Raw genomic sequence first — 16,318 nt, forward strand, 5'->3', positions numbered from 1 at the left:
GAATACGCTCGGATCCCGTGAGCACACCGAAGATCGTTCTCGTCACCGGAGCCGGAGCCGGATTGGGGCGCGCCATGACCCACGCGCTGACCGCCGCCGGGCATCAGGTCGTCGCGGTGGGGCGCACCCGTGCCACCCTCGACGAGACCGCCGCGGCCGCACCCGGCCCGGGCGGCGTGGACGTCGTCCCCGCCGATGTCACCGATCCCGGCGCCGTGGACGAGGTGTTCGCGCACATCACGCGGCAGTGGGGGCGGCTCGACGTACTGGTCAACAATGCCGGGATCTTCGGGCCCGGCAAGCCGATCGACGAACTGTCCGCGCGAGAGTGGCGGCAGGTCGTCGACATCAACCTCACCGGCGCTTTCCTGTGCGCGCAGGCCGCGTTCCGGCTCATGAAGACCCAGACGCCGCGAGGCGGGCGGATCATCAACAACGGATCCATCTCCGCGCACACCCCGCGCCCCAACACGGTGGCCTACGCCGCCAGCAAGCACGGCATCACGGGTCTCACCAAGGCGCTCAACCTGGAAGGCCGCGCGCACGACATCGCGGTCGGGCAGATCGACATCGGCAATGCCGCAACCGAACTCACCGCGGGCATCGCGGCGGGATCACTGCAGGCCGACGGCAGCGTCCGCCCGGAACCGACCATCGACGCCGCGCACGTCGCCCGAGTCGTCGCGCAGACCATCGACCTGCCGTTGGACGTGAACGTGCCGTTCGTGACCGTGATGGCGACCGGCATGCCCTACATCGGCCGCGGCTGACCGGACCGGGTCCACCGCGTGTCCGTTCCGGCGTGATCGTGTCGTCGGCGGGGGCCTTCATCGATGGAGGCCAGCAGCTTCCACTGCTGTGCCGGGATGGTGAACGGCTCCGCAGGTAGGGCCTGCAGGCACACATGATCGGCGCCGGCGTCGATGTGGGCCGTGATCCGTTGCCGGACCTGGTCTTCCCCGATCGCGACCAACGCGTCGACGAGCCGGTCGCTGCCGCTGAGATCGGCGTCGGTGAAGCCGAGTCGCTGCCAGCTCGCGCGGTAGCCGGGGTTGGACAGGTAGGCGCCCACGTGTGCCCGTGCGCGGGTCCGGGCGTCCGCGTCGGCGGCCCCGACCACGACGGCCTGTTCGACCACGAGCGTCCGGTCCGGTCCGAGCGCGGCGCGGGCCCGCGCCGTGTGTTCGGGCGTCACGAGATAGGTGATCGCGCCGTCGGCCCGGTCCCGAGCCAGCCGCAACGCGCTCGGACCGAGCGCCGCCAGCACGCGAGGCAATCGGCCGGCGTCCGGCAATCCGAGCTGGGCCAGCAAGGCGTCCGGCGTGTCGAGTTCGTCGAGGTAGTCGCGCAGAGCGGTCAGCGGTCTGCGGTATTCGAGCCCGAGTACGCCTTCGACGACGCGGGGATTGGAGGTGCCGGCCCCGAACACGAACCGATCCGGATAGGCGTCCAGGACGGCTCGGGCCGAGGCTCGCATCCAGTGCGGATGGCGGCCGTATGTCACCGCGATCCCCGTGCCGACCACCAGTCCGCTTGTCGCGGCGAGCAATCCGGCGGCCGTGACGAACGGGTCGTGCGCGAGCCCTTCGCTGAGCCAGATCGCGCCCAGCCCCAGTTCCTGCAGCTCCGCGGCCAGTCCCGTCGCGACCGGCGGCGCCTGCAGATCGAGCCCGTTCACCCAGATGCCGGTGCGCGGCAAGTTGGTCGGCAACGTCATGTTCGACTCCTGTCCACTACAATTCGGAATGCCACTCCGAATATACGGAATGGCATTCCGATTCGCCCGAGGAGTCCTGTGGAGCAAGCAGAATCACCGCCACCGGGCGGGGCTCGAGCCGATGCCCGGCGCAGCCGCGCACGACTGCTCGACACCGCCCGCGCGATGTTCGCCAGCGATGGCGTCGACGTGTCGTTCAATGAGATCGCCCGCCGTGCCGGCGTCGGCCCGGCCACCCTCTATCGGCATTTCCCGCGGCGAGAAGACCTCATCGCCGCCGTGGTCGGCACCAGCCTCGACGAGGTCACCGCACTCGCGAGCGCTCTCGACGCCGAACCCGACCCCGCGGCGGCGCTATCGCAGTGGATTGCCGCGCTGGTAGCGCACATTCGCCGGGTGCGGGGGCTGTCCGAGGAGATCCTGCGAGCCCTCGAAGTGCCCGACAGCCCCTTGGCCCCGCATTGCGCCGCGGCACTGGATGCGGCCGGCACCGTGCTCGTCCGCGCCCAACGGGCAGGACGCGCGCACCCCGAGGTCACCACCGACGACATCGTCAAGCTCGCTACCGCCATCGCGTGGACCACTGACCGGTCCGACATCGCCGCAGCGGCCACCGACCGGCTTGTCGGCCTTGTGCTGCATGGCATCATCGGCCCGGGCGACACGCAACCCGCACACCCCTGACGTCCGACCGGGTCATCGGCTCAGGGCGGTCACCCGGTCCATGTGCGAGTGCTTCTCCGGGTTGCGGACCGCGTACAGCCCGGTGATGAGGCCGTCGTCGATCCGCAACGCCAGTACGGTGTCCACCGCACCCTCCCGTCGCATCACCAGCGCGGGATGGCCGTTGACCGACGTGGTGTCGAACGGGCTGTCGCCGAATCGCCGCCAGCCCGTGGTGAGTACGCGAGCCACCTTGTCCGCGCCCACGATCGGGTGCGGCAGCGCGGACCGGAGCCCGCCGCCGTCACCGAACGCGACGACATCCGGTGCGAGCAGATCCAGCAGACTTCGCAGGTCACCGGTCTCGACCGCGCGATGGAACGCGTCGAGCACCTCGCGGGACTCGGCGGGTGACACCGGGCCGCGCGGGCGGCGTGACGCGACGTGCGCGCGGGCGCGGTGCGCGATCTGCCGGACCGCGGCCGCGGACTTGTCCACCGCCGCGGCGATCTCGTCGTACGGCAGGTCGAACACCTCGCGCAGCACGAACACCGCGCGCTCGGTCGGGGTGAGCGTCTCGAGCACCAGCAGCATGGCCATCGACACGCTTTCCGCCAGTTCGACGTCGTCGGCCACATCCGGCGCGGTCAGCAGTGGTTCCGGCAGCCACTGCCCGACATAGGACTCCTTGCGCCGGCCCAGCGTCCGCAACCGGCTCAGCGCCTGCCGGGTGGTGATCCGCACCAGGTATGCCCGCTGATCCCGCACCTCCGCGAGGTCGACGCCGATCCAGCGCAGCCACGTCTCCTGCAGCACATCCTCGGCGTCGGCCGCCGACCCGAGCATCTCGTAGGCGACCGTGAACAGCAGATTCCGGTGCGCGACGAACGCGTCGGTGGCGGCGGTGGTACCGATCATGGGTGGGCTCCCGTCTTTCGTGTCATCCACTGGACACCGCCGCCGATCGACATGTGACAGCCCGCCTCAGAACACGAACCCGCGCAAGGCGAGAAACCGCATCCCACCGACCGCCGCCATCACCGCGAGCACGGCCGTCGCCTGGCTGAGCTCCCCGAGCCCGGGGGCCCAGAAATCGAGCCCCGCCAGCGCTGCCGTACTGATCACCAGCCCGACCGCGGCCAGCCCGCCGCCCTCCCATTGCGCGCTGAACCACCCGACCCGCCCGGCCGCCCGGAACGTCAACCGCCGGTGCAGCTCGTTCGCGATCGCCGTACTGACCACCGACCCCGCGATATTCGCCACCAGCGCCCCACTCCCGTTGACCGCCATGAACATCAGCACATACGCGATATTGCTGACCCCGCCGACCACCGCGAACCGGATCAGCTGCGCGACCACATGATCGCCGCGCAGAAACCGGCTCGCGGCGGCGAGCCCACGCTCGATGCCCAGATCGATGGCCTCGAAGTCCATCGGGTTGCCGTGCATCGTCCGCAGTCCGGAATCGGCGATCAGAGTGCTGTTCACGCCACTGACAATCCCCACCCGCGCTTACACCGAGCTGACACCGCCCTGACGCGCCACTGTCACGATCTTCGACACTCGAACAAACGTTCTACTCGAGGTATTGTCCCGGACCATGCCGGAACTCTCACGACGCGACTGGGCGACGATGAACCTCAAAGAGGTGCAGCGGCAGCTGCTGAAGGCGGCGTCGTTCGGGAAGGTGCTCTCGCCCGAGCAGTTGGAGAATGCTGCGGGCAAGATCGGGGAGGGCTTGCGGATCTTTCTGGACGAGACGGATGGGGGCGGTGCGGGGCGGCCGCCGTCGGGTGCGGGACGGTGACCGCCCGGGCGGCTCAGTCGGGGAGTGCGGGATCGGGGGCTGGGCGCGTGCCGCGCAGGAACGAGCACCCGAGGCAGACGAGTCCGAAGAAGAGGTAGCCGAGGGCGACCTTCGGGGCGGCGGCCCAGGCCACCTCGGTGGCGTGGATGAGACCGACGAAACTGAGCGCGGCGCCGACCGTGGCGGCGAGAGCGGCTGCGCGGAAGCGCTTTTCGAGGATGAAGGTAACCATGGTGCCGAGTACCAGCCCGGCCAGCACCGCGCCCGCACCCAGGGTCTTCAGGCCGTCGTAGACCACGCCGGCCTGGCCGAGCGCGCCCGTGCCGATCTTGTCGGCGGAGGTCCCGGCAGCGCTGAGCGCGTTGTCGATCTGGCCGACGCCCCACTCGGCCAGATTGGGCAGCAGCGCGGCCACCACCGCGACCGCGTGCAGGCGCGGGACGGCCTGGAAAGCCTGGGCGCCGATCAGCAGTCCGATGTAGAGCAGGATCGGGACGATCGCCGGAATGGGGAGCAGGGTGGCCAGCACGCCGAAAAGGCCCAGCAGGCACATCAATCCGATGATCGCTCCACTGGCGAGCGAGTAGGCGGTGCGTCCGCCCGCGTCCTTCCAGCCGGGATGGCCGATGTAGACGGCGGGCGGGAAGGGCGAGCCGAAACCGGAGCCGATGATCGCGCCGAAGCCGTCGGCCAGCAGCACGCTGCGCAGGTTGTAGTTGTCGCCCGCGGCGGCGGCGCTCTCGACGTTGCTCATGGCCTCGGTGAAGTTGTAGACGCCCAGCGGAATCGCGGTGGCCAGCAGCGGCGCCAGGTGCGCGAGCCCGTCGAAGAGCAGGTGCAGGCGCAGGTCCGGCAACCCGAGGGCGATGTCGTGTGCGGCCTGGGAGACGTCCGGAACCGACATATAGCCGCCGATCCACCCGACGGCGGTGCCGACCAGCAGCGCCACCAGGCCGACCGGAACATTGCCAGGCAGTCGCACATCGGTGAAGAAGCCGATGAGAATGATGGCCAGCACCGGCAACCCGATCCAGGCCGCTTCCCACATCTGCGCGGCGGGCCGCATGGCGATGAAAGTGATCGAGATGCCCGCCAGCGTGCCGAGCATGGCCGCGCGCGGGGTGATCCGGCGAATGTACGGTCCGACGAACGCGCCGATCATGACGATCACACCGATCATGAACGCCCACGCCAGACCCGCGGACCACGCCCGCATCGGGTCGTTGGTCTTCAGATAGATGGGCAGCATCACCACGAACACCACGATGAACATGTGCGGGACGCTCGGCCCGTAGGGCAGCGCGGTGACCGTCGCGCGGCCCTCACGCCGCGCGAGCCGCCGCGCCAGCAGCATGTAGTACAGATTGCCCAGCACCAGCGCCACACCCAGCGCGGGCAGTACGGTGCCCAGCACGTCGGCGCTCGGGATCTTCACCACCGCGATGGACAGCGTGGTCAGGGTCAGGACATTGACGAGGATGTTGAACGACAGGCCGAAGAAGGCATTGGTGTCGCCGCGGGTCCACCACGGCAGCGACAGCGGTGCGGCGCTGCCGGTTTCACCGGCGATCGGGGTTTCGACGGACATGGGCTTTCCTGTTCACTGGGCCGGGCTGGGGGAGACGGCGGAGGTGAGCGCGGCGCGGACCGCGGCCGAGTCGGCGACCCAGCCGAAGATGCCGCCCTGGGCGGCGATCATGGCCAGCCCGACGCGCTGGAACTCCGGGAAATACGAACCGACGCAGTCGGAGACCACCAGGCACTCGAATCCGCGGTCGTTGGCCTCGCGCACCGTGGTGTGCACGCAGACCTCGGTGGTGACCCCGGTGACCAGCAGCGAGCGGATTCCCCTGTCCGCCAGTGCGTCTGCCAGCTCGGTCGCGTAGAACGCGCCTTTGCCGGGCTTGTCGATCACCATTTCGCCGTCCACCGGCGCGAGCTCGTCGATGATGTCGTGCCCGTACTCGCCGCGGATCAGGATGCGGCCGAACCGTCCCGGGTCGCCGATGCGCTGGGCGGGATCACCGCGCAGTAGTTTCGCGGGCGGGCAGTCCGAGAGGTCGGGTCGATGGCCTTCGCGGGTGTGGATCACCGGAATCCCGGCCGCTCGCGCGGTGGCCAGCAGCCCGGCCAGCGGCTCGATGACCGTGCGCAGCAGGGCCACATCATTGCCCAGGCTCTCGCCGAAGCCGCCGGGGTACAGGAAGTCGCGTTGCATGTCGATGATCAGCAGCGCGACCCTGTTCGGGTCGAAGATGAAGTCGCCCGGTTGCGCCGGGACGCGGGAGAATGCCGTCATTGCCGTTCCTTCTGTACGAGCCGGAGATCCGCGTGCGCCACGACCGGGCGCGGTTCGTCGAGCAGGCGGGCCGCCGCGGCGAGCACCACGTCGTCGGCCAACGCCGGGCCGAACACCATCACCGACAGCGGGCGGCCGTCGGCGGCGAGGCCCATCGGCACCGAGATCGCGGTGAGGTCCAGCAGATTGCCGAAGTGGGTGTAGTGGCCCAGCACGGTGTTCGTGGCGATCGGATCGGCCAGCACCTGCGCGACGGTGAACGTGGTGCCGATGGTCGGCGTGACCACCACGTCGACGTAGTCCCAGACCCGGGCCACCGTGGCGCGCAGTTCTTGCAGGCGCTGCTGCGCCCGGAAGACGTCTACCGCGGTGAATCGGAAACCGCCGGTGAGGATTTCGCGGATCACCGGCAGGATCGAATCCGGTCGCTCGGCGAGGAAGTCCTCGAACTCCACCAGCCGCTCGGCCACCCACGGGCCCTGATAGAGCAATTCGCCCGCGGCCAGGAACGGTTCCAGGGTGGTCGGCACACAGTCGAAGCCGCGGCTTTCCAGTCGATTCCGGGCGTCGAGGTGCGCGGTGCGGAACACCTCGTCCCCGAAGAACTCCAGCTCGCCGGGATCGGGCAGTCCGACCCGCAGCCGTCCGCCGCCGAAGCGCGGCCCGCGCGCCCGGCTCCACGGATCGAGTGGATCCACGCCCGCGATCACCTCGAAGACCCGATCGAGGTCTTCGACGGTGCCCGCCATCAGTGTCACGCAGTCCAGCGACTTGCACGCCGGGACCAGGCCCCGCGCGCTGATCAGCCCCCGCGAGGGTTTCCAGCCCAGGATTCCGTTGAGCGCCGCGGGAACCCGCCCCGACCCGGCGGTGTCGGTGGCCACGCAGAACGGCACCTCACCGAGTGCCACCGCGCGCGCGGACCCGGAACTGGAACCGCCGCAGATCAATTCGCCGCCGAACACCGAGCGCGGGATCGGATACGGCGTGCGGGTGCCGTTGAGGCCGGTCGCGAACTGGTCGAGGTTCGTCTTGCCGACGAACAGCGCCCCCGCCGCCAGCAGGCGCTCGACCGCGGGTGCGGTGCTGGTGGCGGTGTAGGCGTAGTCGGGGCAGGCCAGTGTGGTGGGCCGGCCCGCGACGTCGATGCTGTCCTTCACCCCGAACGGCACACCGTACAGCGGTAGCGTGCGCGCCCCGGGCCGTCGCTCGATCTCGGCGGCCGCGGCCAGCAGCTGTTCGCGCGGGACCGGCGTGATCCAGGTGCCGTCGTCGCCGCGCGCCGCGATCGCGTCCGCGACTCGGGCGGCGGTGTGGGTCGGAGAGCCGCTGCCGCTTTCGTGCGAGGCCAGGATTTCCGCGACCGTGGGGCTCGGGTTCACCATTTGTCGATTGTCGACAGAATGTGTGAAATCGGCGGTGTCGCAATGTATCCGCTGTGTTAGCGGATATCCAGGTCCAGGTAGGCCCGCTCCCCGTGCCGCAACAGCGCCTCGCGCGCCGTCGCGGCGTCACCGGATTCCAGGGCCGCCAGCAGCTCCTCGTGCCGTCGAATACCGTTGTGGCGCTGGGTGAGCCGGGCCTCGGCGCGCAGGTTGCGGGCCATGGGCAGCTGTAGCTTGACCAGGATCGGCTCGTAGGCCAGTTCCAGCTGCCGATTACCGGACAGCGCCACGATGGCCGCGTGGAACCGGCGGTGGGCATTGTCGCGCTCGAACGCGTCCCCGGCGGCGTCGGCGACGCGCATCTCCTCGAGTGCCGCTCGGACCCGTCGCAGCGGGTCGCCCTCGACGGCCAGCGGGAACGCGCTGTCGATGGCGTAGCGCTCGAGCACCCGCCGCAACTCGAACAGCTCCAGGATGTCGGTCCGCGACCACACCGCCACCCGGAATCCGCGCCGGGGCAGATGTTCGATCAGCCCTTCTTGCGCCAAGAGCCGCAGAGCTTCCCGCACGGGCGCGCGGCTGGTGCCCAGCCGCGCGCACAGCGCTTCCTCGCCGATGCGGTCGCCCGGCTCGAACCCGCCGCTGAGCACCTCCGCCCGCAGATGCCGCGTCGCCATTTCCACCAGGCTGGGTGGCAGCACCGTCCCGTTCATGCGCGACACCATGATTCGAGACTAACCGGGCCGGTCGGGTCGCACGGCGCAGGCCAGGGCGTCGGTGCCGGTGGAACGGACGAATTCCCGTTCGCCGTAACGGAATTGGGTGTCATCCCAGTCGCCGCCCAGGCTGGTGACGAAGTCGCGGATCACCGCGCTGTCGGCGCGGTCGCCCACCAGGATCAGATCGCCGGACGGGGTGAACGAGCCGCCGCCGAGCCGTTCGGCCACCGCGGGATTCGCGGCGAGGGCCGCGCCGAAGCGGGTGCGGTCCACGCCGGTGACGGTCACGGTGAAGCCGTCGGCGCGGGTGTCCGCGCCGGGCAGGTATTCGAAGGTCAGGACCGTTTCCTGGCGGTAGCGCCCGCGCAGGTCGTCGGCGACCCAGCAGAGGTTCTTGTAGTCGGTGCAGGCCAGCAGGAATCGCTTGGAGCGTTCGTAGGTGAGACCGGTGTCGGCCGACCAGGCCACCCCGTCGATCAGTTGCGATCCGACCGGCAGGGCCAGTTCGGTCAGGGCGGTGAAGTTCTCGTCGAGTTCGAGCAGGTCCAGCCGATCGGTCAGGCGCGGGTCGGCGGGGTCGGTGATGGTGGCGGTGTTGGTGGTGGCGAACAGCTCGCCGGTGGGGCGGGTGGGGTCGCCGGGGACGCACGAGGCCGGTCCGTAGGCGTGGGCGGGTGTGGTGGCCGGGCCGCCGGCCACGACCCCGGTGATGACGATCGCGGAGGCCAGAGCAGCGGAAACGCGGGCGGTCGTCATCTTTCTCAGCCTGCGCGCGACCGGTCGCGGAGGGAGCCGGATCACACCGGCCGGTCTTGACTGAAAATTCAGTCAGAGATTAGAGTCGCTGATGCCCGGCTCGGGCCGTTCTGTGTGTGGCGGCCGTTTGATCAGCGGGTTCAGTGGATTCAGCGCGCCGGAGAGGGAAACGCCGCGCCGGGCCTTCTTTCAAAGGAGACAGTGCAATGCAAGGACGACGCCGGTTCATGCGATCGGGGATCTTGACGATGGGCGGGCTGCTGCTCGCGGGCTGTGAAGGATCCATCTCGTCGTGGTTCAACGGCGAGCCCTCCACGGGCTCGTCCAATGAGGGGCACTCCGGCGTGATGCCCGACGAGGGCGCCCCGCACAAGCGCACCTGGATGGCCTTCGGTGCGAGCGAAGCGATCTGGGGCCGGCAGTTGCTGCCCCAGGTGCGCGAGAACCTGGCCACCATCGCCTCCACCATCTCCCGCTTCGAGCCGGTGTCCATGCTGGTGCGCCAGGACGAACTCGATCTGGCGCGGCGACTGATCGGCGGCGCGAACGTCGAACTGATCGTGGCCGACCTCGACGACCTCTGGATGCGTGACACCGGACCGGTATTCGTGCACGGCAATCACGGCAAGTCCGGTGTCGACTTCAACTTCAACGGCTGGGGCGGCAAACAGCAGCACAAGCGCGACAGCAAGGTCGCCACCGTCGTCGACGGCCGCGCCGGCGTGGAGACCACGCACACCGATCTGGTGCTCGAGGGCGGCGGCATCGAGGTCGACGGCGAGGGCACCGCGCTCATCACCGAATCCTGTGTGCTGAACAAGAATCGGAATCCCGGCTGGAAGAAGGCCGACGTGGAGGCCGAGCTCGACCATCTGCTGGGCATCAAGAAGGTGATCTGGCTACCGGGCATCGCCGGGCAGGACATCACCGACGGCCACACCGATTTCTACGCCCGCTTCGCCCGCCCGGGGGTGGTGGTCGCGGCGCTGGACAATGACGAGGAGTCCTTCGACTACGACGTCACCCGCCGCCACCTCGAGATCCTGCACAACGCCACCGACGCGCAGGGACGGCCGCTCGAGATCGAAACCCTCGAAGCGCCGGTCGATCTGCGCTACCGCGGCGCGGGCGACGACTTCGCCGCCGGATACATCAACTTCTACGTCTGCAACGGCGGCGTCGTCGCCCCGGAATTCGGTGACGCGGAAGCCGATTCGGCCGCCTACTCCACACTGGCCCGGCTTTTCCCGGATCGCCGTGTGGTGCAGATCAATATCGACGCCATCGCCGCGGGCGGCGGCGGCATCCACTGCACCACCCAGCAGGAACCCGTCGACTGACCCGCGCGCGAGGTCCGCTCTAGACCTTCTTCACCACACTGGATTTCAGCTGCATGGCACCGATGCCGTCGACCTTGCAGTCGATGTCGTGGTCGCCGACGCCCTGGACGAGGCGGATATTGCGGACCTTGGTGCCGGCCTTGATGCCGGTGGGGCTGCCCTTCACCTTCAGCGACTTGATCACGGTGACGGTGTCGCCGTCGGCGAGGACATTGCCGACCGCGTCCCGGATCGCGCCGTCCTCGGCCGCCGCCTCGGTCTCGACGGTCCATTCGTGCGCGCACTCCGGGCAGGTGAGCAATCCGCTCACCTCGTACGTGTATTCGCTGGAACAGGCGGGACAGGGCGGCAGCGAGTCGGACACGATCGGCTCCTCGGCGGGTGGCAGGGACGGAAGTCGGTGGGGCTCAGGCGTGGACGCCGGTGAGGAAGTCGATGATGGTGCTGTTGACCGCCTCGGGCTGCTCCAGATACCCGTAGTGGCCGCACTTGTCGAGCTGCACGTACCGCGCACCCGGAATCGCCTCGGCCACCTCGCGGCCGAACATCGGCGGCAGCATGCGGTCGTCGGCGAACCCGACCACCAGGCTGGGGACGGTGATGCGGGCGTAGTCGGCGAGGCGGTTGCCGGTCCGGTCCATGCGCATCTGCGCGAGCACGCCCGGCCCGGGCGCGACACTCGCCGAGTACTCGAAGATGTCGAGCCACTGCTGCGCCGAGTCGTCGGCCTCGAGGGTGGCGGGGGAGAGGTTCAGCATCGCCTTGACCGCGGCCGCGTACTCCGGCGGCAGCTTCACGCCCAGCTGCTGCAACGCCTGCTCACCCTTGTTCAGCGTGCTGGCCAGGGGATGCGAGCGGCCGGTGGTGGCCAGCATGACGGCCTTGGTCACCAGATCCGGCCGGGCCAGCGCGAGTTCCTGGGTGACGCGGGCGCCCAGCGAGGTGCCGACCACGTGCGCGGGACCGCCGAGCAGTTCGATCAGGGCCGCGGTGTCGGCGACCAGGTCCTCGATCCGCATGCCGTGGGCGCTCTCCTCCGAGGGCGCGATGCCGCGGTTGTCGAAGGTGGCGACCCGGAAACCCGCCTTCACCAGGGCCGGCACCTGGTAGGTCCGCCAGACCCGGCCCGGGCTGCCGGTGCCCATGACGAGGACGACCAGGGGTCCGTTGCCGGTGACGTCGTAGTTGAGGCGAATCCCGTTGAGGGTGGCGATGGGCACGTTCGGTCTTCCTGTGGGCGGTCCGGGGACGACCGAACCTAGCATGATTGTCCTGTTTGCTAAACTCTGCAATCACCGGGTCGGGCAGCGCATCCGGATGCCCATCCGCCCTCGGAAGGAGTGGCTCGCGACATGCCAGGACTGCAACGGCCGCTCTATCAAATGAAGGCGGATTTCTTCAAGACGCTCGGCCATCCCGTGCGGATCCGGGTCCTCGAATTGCTGAGCCAGCGTGAGTACGCGGTCTCGGAGATGCTGACCGAGATCGGCGTCGAGGCCGCGAACCTGTCGCAGCAGCTGTCGATTCTGCGCCGCGCCGGGTTGGTCTCGGCCCGCCGCGAAGGACTCTCGGTCACCTACGAACTGACCTCGCCGCAGGTCGCGGAGCTGCTGGCGGTCGCGCGGGCCATCCTCACCGGCGTGGTGACCGGCCAGGCGGAGGCGCTCGAGCACTCCGCGTAGCCGCGGGGGCCCACGGCTTTTCCGGGGGTCCGCCCACCAACTGATTGCATGTTTTCTAAAATGAAAACCTAGTTGTTTCGTGAAGAGAGGTTCGCCGTGCCCGAACGTCCTACCGCCACCGTCGCCCCCACCGCGGCCCCGACCGCGCACCCCGACATCGCGGCCTGGGTCGCCGAGGTCGCGGAGCTGACCGCGCCCGAGCGGATCGTCTACTGCGACGGTTCCCGCGACGAGTGGGACCGGCTCACCGCGGACCTGGTGGCCAAGGGCACGTTCGTCCCGCTGCCCGCCAAGCCCAACTCCTTCTGGTGCGTCTCCGATCCGGATGACGTGGCGCGCGTGGAGGACCGGACCTTCATCTGCTCCGAGCGCGAGAGTGACGCCGGACCCACCAACAACTGGGTGGATCCGGTCGACATGCGGACCGTGCTCACCGAGCACTACCGCGGCGCGATGGCCGGGCGCACCCTGTACGTGATCGCCTTCTGCATGGGCCCGCTCGACGCCGGGGAACCGAAATACGGTGTGCAGATCACCGATTCGGAGTACGTGGCGGTCTCGATGCAGATCATGACCCGCTCCGGCGCGCAGGTCTGGGAACAGCTCACCCCCGGCACCGAATTCGTGAAGTGCCTGCATTCGGTGGGCGCGCCGCTGTCGGAGGGCGAGGCCGACGTGCCGTGGCCGTGCGACAAGACCAAGTACATCGCGCACTTCCCCGAGACCCGCACCATCTGGAGCTACGGGTCCGGCTACGGCGGCAACGCGCTACTGGGCAAGAAGTGCTTCGCGCTGCGCATCGCCTCGGTGATCGGCCGTGACGAGGGGTGGCTGGCCGAGCACATGCTCATCCTGAAACTGACTTCGCCGCAGGGGAAGACGCATTACATCGCCGCCGCGTTCCCGTCGTCGTGCGGCAAGACCAACCTGGCCATGCTCGAACCCACCCTGCCCGGCTGGAAGGCCGAGACCGTGGGCGACGACATCGCCTGGATGCGCTTCGGCGCCGACGGTCGCCTCTACGCGGTCAACCCGGAGGCCGGATTCTTCGGCGTCGCACCGGGAACCGGCGCCAAGACCAACCCCAATGCGATCGCCACCATCGAGGCGGGCAACTCCATCTTCACCAACACCGCCCGCACCGACCAGGGCGACGCCTGGTGGGAGGGCCTGACCGAGCAGCCGCCGGCGCACCTGATCGACTGGCGCGGCAACGACTGGACCCCCGAGTCGGGAACCCCGGCCGCGCACCCGAACTCGCGCTACTGCACCCCGATCGAGCAGTGCCCGTCGGTGGCCCCGGAATGGAACGACCCGCGCGGGGTGCCGATCTCGGCCGTCTTCTTCGGCGGCCGCCGCGCCACCACCATCCCGCTGGTCGCCGAGTCCTTCGACTGGGCGCACGGCGTGTTCACCGCCTCGGTGCTGTCCTCGGAGACCACCGCGGCCGCCGCGGGCGCGGTCGGCGTGGTGCGCCGCGACCCCATGGCGATGCTGCCGTTCCTGGGCTACCACGTGGGCGACTACTTCGCGCACTGGCTGGCCATGGGCGCCCGCGAAGGCGCGCAGCTGCCGAAGATCTTCCAGGTCAACTGGTTCCGCCGCAGCGCCGACGGCAAGTTCCTGTGGCCCGGCTTCGGCGACAATGTGCGCGTGCTGAAGTGGGCGCTCGAACGCCTCGACGGCACCGCCGACGCCGTGCGCACCCCCATCGGGTACGTGCCCACCGCGGACGCACTCGATCTCGAGGGCCTGGGCGCGGGCTACCGCGGCCTGGCCGGCGCGGCCCTGGCCGTGGACGTCGAGGAATGGGTGCGCGAGCTGGAATCCATTGACGAGTGGTACGCGAGCATCGGCGGCAACCGCCTGCCCGACGCCTTGCGCGCCGAACTGGCCGCGCTGAAATTACGTCTGGCCGAGGCGCTCTGACCGTGGCCCACCTGCTGCCGAACCGGGCGGACTGGCTGCCCGCCTTGCGCGCCCCGGGCGCGGACCTGCTGGCCGGGCTCGTCGTCGCGCTGGTCGCGCTGCCGCTCGCGCTGGGCTTCGGCATCAGCTCCGGGCTCGGCGCGGCCGCCGGACTGGCGACCGCGGTGGTGGCGGGCGCGCTCGCCGCGGTCTTCGGCGGCTCCCGGTTCCAGGTCACCGGGCCCACGGGCGCGATGACCGTGGTGCTGGTTCCGATCTTCCATCGGCACGGAGCGAGCGGGGTGCTGGCCGTGGGGCTGCTGGCCGGGCTCGTGCTGGTGGTGCTCGCGATCGCCGGGGTCGGGCGCGCCGTGCGCTATATGCCCGCCCCGGTGATCGAGGGATTCACCGCGGGGATCGCGGTGGTCATCGCACTGCAGCAGTTCCCGTCCGCGCTGGGGGTCGCGCACGCGCAGGGCGACAAGGTGTGGCAGTCGGCGTGGGACGCGGTGCGGCAGTTCGCCGCCGAACCCGGCTGGGTGTCCCTGGGCACCGCGCTGGTGGTGGCGGCTGTCGTACTGATCGGCGGCCGCTACCTGCCGCGACTGCCGTTCGCGCTGCTCGCCGTGGTGCTGGCGACCGTCGCGGCCAAGCTCTTCCACCTGGACCTGACCCTGATCGGGACCATCCCGTCCGGATTGCAGGCGCCCACACTGAATTTCGTGCACCTGGACCAGCTCGGCGGGCTGATCGCCCCGGCGCTGGCCGTGGCCGCGCTGGCGGCGCTGGAATCACTGCTGTCGGCGACCGCGGCCGACTCCATGGCCGTGGGCACCCGCCACGATCCCGACCGCGAACTGTTCGGGCAGGGCCTGGCCAATATCGCCGCGCCCCTGTTCGGCGGAGTGCCCGCCACCGGGGCGATCGCGCGCACCGCGGTGAACGTGCGCTCGGGCGCGCGCAGCCGGCTGGCCGCGCTCACCCACGCGGTGGTGCTGGCGGGCATCGTCTTCCTCGCCACCGGGCTGGTCGCGGCGATTCCCTTGGCGGCCTTGGCCGGCGTGCTGCTGGCCACCACCGTGCGCATGGTCGAGACCGCCTCGCTGGCCGCCATCGCCCGCGCCTCCCGCGGCGACGCGGCCGTCATGGCGATCACCTTCGGGATCACCGTCGCCCTGGACCTGGTCAGCGCGGTCGCCGTCGGGGTGGGCATCGCGGTGCTGCTGGCGCTGCGCTCGGTCGCCAAAGAGGCCCGGCTGCACCAGATTCCGCTCGACGACGCCGACCACCTGGCCGAGGAGCACGAGCTGCTGCACGACCACATCGTGGCCTACCGCCTCGACGGGCCGCTCTTCTTCGCCGCCGCGCACCGCTTCCTGCTGGAACTGGCCGAGGTGTCGCAGGTGCGGGTGGTCATCCTGCGCATGTCCCACCTCACCGCGCTCGACACCACCGGCGCGCTCACCCTGCGCGACGCCGTCGGCAAGCTCGAGCATCGCGGCATCACCGTGCTCATGTCCGGCCTGCGCGAGGACCACCGGCGCACGCTCGCGGCCGTCGGCGCGCTGCCCGGCCCGGGCCACCTGTTCGATCAGACCCCCGAGGCCATCGCGGTCGCCCGCGAACTCGTCTCCCGTCCCGCCGAAAGCAGCCATCGATGAGCACGAACGACACCCCGAATCTCTGGCAGCGCCTGCGCTACATCGCGGGCGGCGCCCTGCCCGCGTCGATGCACCCGTGGGTGATCGAGGATCTGACCGGGCCCGGTGCGGCCCGCCGCTACATGCTGCGCATCCTGATCCCGATCATTCCGCCGCTGTGCCTGTTCCTGCTGATTCCCGGGCCGCTGTGGATGGGGGCGTCGATGATGGCGCTGTTGTACCTGCCGCTCATCTACTTCACCGCGGCGCTGATGTACGTGTTCCGGCGGGCCCGCCTGGCCAAGCACGGCCTGGACCCGAATCTGGCCGATCAGCGCGAACGCGCCCGCGCCGCGGACGCCCGCGCGGCCTACGAGCGGGCGCACGGGCGCGGCTGAGGTC

General features: G+C 69.9%; 18 protein-coding genes. 8 read left to right on the top strand and 10 right to left on the bottom strand.

Features of this window, described 5'->3' with window-relative positions; all coding sequences use genetic code 11:
* Window positions 1–17 precede the first annotated feature (17 nt).
* A complete protein-coding gene (locus tag ACFYTS_RS31240) occupies window positions 18–770 on the top strand; it encodes an SDR family oxidoreductase (RefSeq protein ID WP_387309076.1) in 753 nt (250 codons plus the stop codon).
* On the opposite strand, the gene ACFYTS_RS31245 is transcribed toward ACFYTS_RS31240, so the two are convergent.
* Window positions 752–1,717, bottom strand: coding sequence for a TIGR03620 family F420-dependent LLM class oxidoreductase (locus tag ACFYTS_RS31245; RefSeq protein ID WP_387309077.1), 966 nt, complete (start codon window positions 1,715–1,717; stop codon window positions 752–754). The two genes, ACFYTS_RS31240 and ACFYTS_RS31245, sit on opposite strands and share 19 nt — an antisense overlap.
* Window positions 1,718–1,795: 78 nt before the next feature.
* Between ACFYTS_RS31245 and ACFYTS_RS31250 the strand changes: the two genes are divergently transcribed.
* Window positions 1,796–2,401, top strand: a complete 606-nt coding sequence (locus ACFYTS_RS31250) for a TetR/AcrR family transcriptional regulator (protein WP_387309078.1) — start codon at window positions 1,796–1,798, stop codon at window positions 2,399–2,401.
* A 12-nt stretch (window positions 2,402–2,413) separates the two neighbouring features.
* On the opposite strand, the gene ACFYTS_RS31255 is transcribed toward ACFYTS_RS31250, so the two are convergent.
* Window positions 2,414–3,298, bottom strand: coding sequence for an RNA polymerase sigma-70 factor (locus ACFYTS_RS31255; protein WP_387309079.1), 885 nt, complete (start codon window positions 3,296–3,298; stop codon window positions 2,414–2,416).
* 66 nt (window positions 3,299–3,364) lie between these two features.
* Window positions 3,365–3,814: a GtrA family protein gene (locus ACFYTS_RS31260; RefSeq protein ID WP_357285675.1), complete on the bottom strand. Its 450-nt coding sequence runs from the start codon at window positions 3,812–3,814 to the stop codon at window positions 3,365–3,367.
* Between the two features lie 166 nt (window positions 3,815–3,980).
* On the opposite strand from ACFYTS_RS31260, the gene ACFYTS_RS31265 reads away from it, so the two are divergent.
* Window positions 3,981–4,187 (top strand): DUF6374 family protein, encoded by a 207-nt coding sequence (locus ACFYTS_RS31265; RefSeq protein WP_357285333.1) that lies wholly within the window; start codon window positions 3,981–3,983, stop codon window positions 4,185–4,187.
* A gap of 13 nt (window positions 4,188–4,200) precedes the next feature.
* On the opposite strand, the gene ACFYTS_RS31270 is transcribed toward ACFYTS_RS31265, so the two are convergent.
* The 5 genes from ACFYTS_RS31270 to ACFYTS_RS31290 are packed head-to-tail and all read right to left on the bottom strand — an operon-like array spanning window position 4,201 to window position 9,346.
* A complete protein-coding gene (locus tag ACFYTS_RS31270; protein WP_387309080.1) occupies window positions 4,201–5,775 on the bottom strand; it encodes a regulator in 1,575 nt (524 codons plus the stop codon).
* A gap of 12 nt (window positions 5,776–5,787) precedes the next feature.
* Entirely contained in the window at window positions 5,788–6,486 is a 699-nt protein-coding gene (locus ACFYTS_RS31275) for a cysteine hydrolase family protein (protein WP_387309081.1), read from the bottom strand.
* A complete protein-coding gene (locus ACFYTS_RS31280) occupies window positions 6,483–7,871 on the bottom strand; it encodes an allophanate hydrolase (protein WP_387309082.1) in 1,389 nt (462 codons plus the stop codon). Before ACFYTS_RS31280 ends, ACFYTS_RS31275 begins: the two co-directional genes overlap by 4 nt.
* 56 nt (window positions 7,872–7,927) lie before the next feature.
* Window positions 7,928–8,596 (bottom strand): GntR family transcriptional regulator, encoded by a 669-nt coding sequence (locus tag ACFYTS_RS31285; protein WP_357285322.1) that lies wholly within the window; start codon window positions 8,594–8,596, stop codon window positions 7,928–7,930.
* A gap of 9 nt (window positions 8,597–8,605) precedes the next feature.
* Window positions 8,606–9,346, bottom strand: coding sequence for a hypothetical protein (locus tag ACFYTS_RS31290; RefSeq protein WP_387309083.1), 741 nt, complete (start codon window positions 9,344–9,346; stop codon window positions 8,606–8,608).
* 206 nt (window positions 9,347–9,552) lie between these two features.
* Between ACFYTS_RS31290 and ACFYTS_RS31295 the strand changes: the two genes are divergently transcribed.
* Window positions 9,553–10,686: an agmatine/peptidylarginine deiminase gene (locus tag ACFYTS_RS31295; RefSeq protein WP_387309084.1), complete on the top strand. Its 1,134-nt coding sequence runs from the start codon at window positions 9,553–9,555 to the stop codon at window positions 10,684–10,686.
* Between the two features lie 19 nt (window positions 10,687–10,705).
* On the opposite strand, the gene ACFYTS_RS31300 is transcribed toward ACFYTS_RS31295, so the two are convergent.
* Window positions 10,706–11,050, bottom strand: a complete 345-nt coding sequence (locus ACFYTS_RS31300) for a zinc ribbon domain-containing protein YjdM (protein ID WP_357285315.1) — start codon at window positions 11,048–11,050, stop codon at window positions 10,706–10,708.
* Window positions 11,051–11,093: 43 nt separating this feature from the next.
* Window positions 11,094–11,906, bottom strand: a complete 813-nt coding sequence (locus ACFYTS_RS31305; protein WP_357285313.1) for an alpha/beta hydrolase — start codon at window positions 11,904–11,906, stop codon at window positions 11,094–11,096.
* A 132-nt stretch (window positions 11,907–12,038) separates the two neighbouring features.
* Between ACFYTS_RS31305 and ACFYTS_RS31310 the strand changes: the two genes are divergently transcribed.
* The 4 genes from ACFYTS_RS31310 to ACFYTS_RS31325 all read left to right on the top strand — a co-directional run bounded on the left by ACFYTS_RS31310 (window position 12,039) and on the right by ACFYTS_RS31325 (window position 16,314).
* The gene (locus ACFYTS_RS31310) at window positions 12,039–12,368 is read left to right on the top strand and encodes a metalloregulator ArsR/SmtB family transcription factor (RefSeq protein ID WP_357285311.1); all 330 of its coding nucleotides are present in this window, start codon (window positions 12,039–12,041) and stop codon (window positions 12,366–12,368) included.
* A 96-nt stretch (window positions 12,369–12,464) separates the two neighbouring features.
* A complete protein-coding gene (locus tag ACFYTS_RS31315; RefSeq protein ID WP_387309085.1) occupies window positions 12,465–14,297 on the top strand; it encodes a phosphoenolpyruvate carboxykinase (GTP) in 1,833 nt (610 codons plus the stop codon).
* Window positions 14,273–15,937, top strand: coding sequence for a SulP family inorganic anion transporter (locus tag ACFYTS_RS31320; protein ID WP_387309110.1), 1,665 nt, complete (start codon window positions 14,273–14,275; stop codon window positions 15,935–15,937). Before ACFYTS_RS31315 ends, ACFYTS_RS31320 begins: the two co-directional genes overlap by 25 nt.
* Window positions 15,934–16,314 carry a DUF5313 family protein gene (locus tag ACFYTS_RS31325; RefSeq protein ID WP_357285307.1) on the top strand — a complete coding sequence of 127 codons (381 nt, stop codon included), beginning with the start codon at window positions 15,934–15,936 and terminating at the stop codon, window positions 16,312–16,314. Before ACFYTS_RS31320 ends, ACFYTS_RS31325 begins: the two co-directional genes overlap by 4 nt.
* Window positions 16,315–16,318 lie beyond the last annotated feature (4 nt).

The sequence above is a fragment of the Nocardia sp. NPDC004151 genome (assembly GCF_042874235.1).
In the GTDB taxonomy this organism is placed as follows: domain Bacteria; phylum Actinomycetota; class Actinomycetes; order Mycobacteriales; family Mycobacteriaceae; genus Nocardia.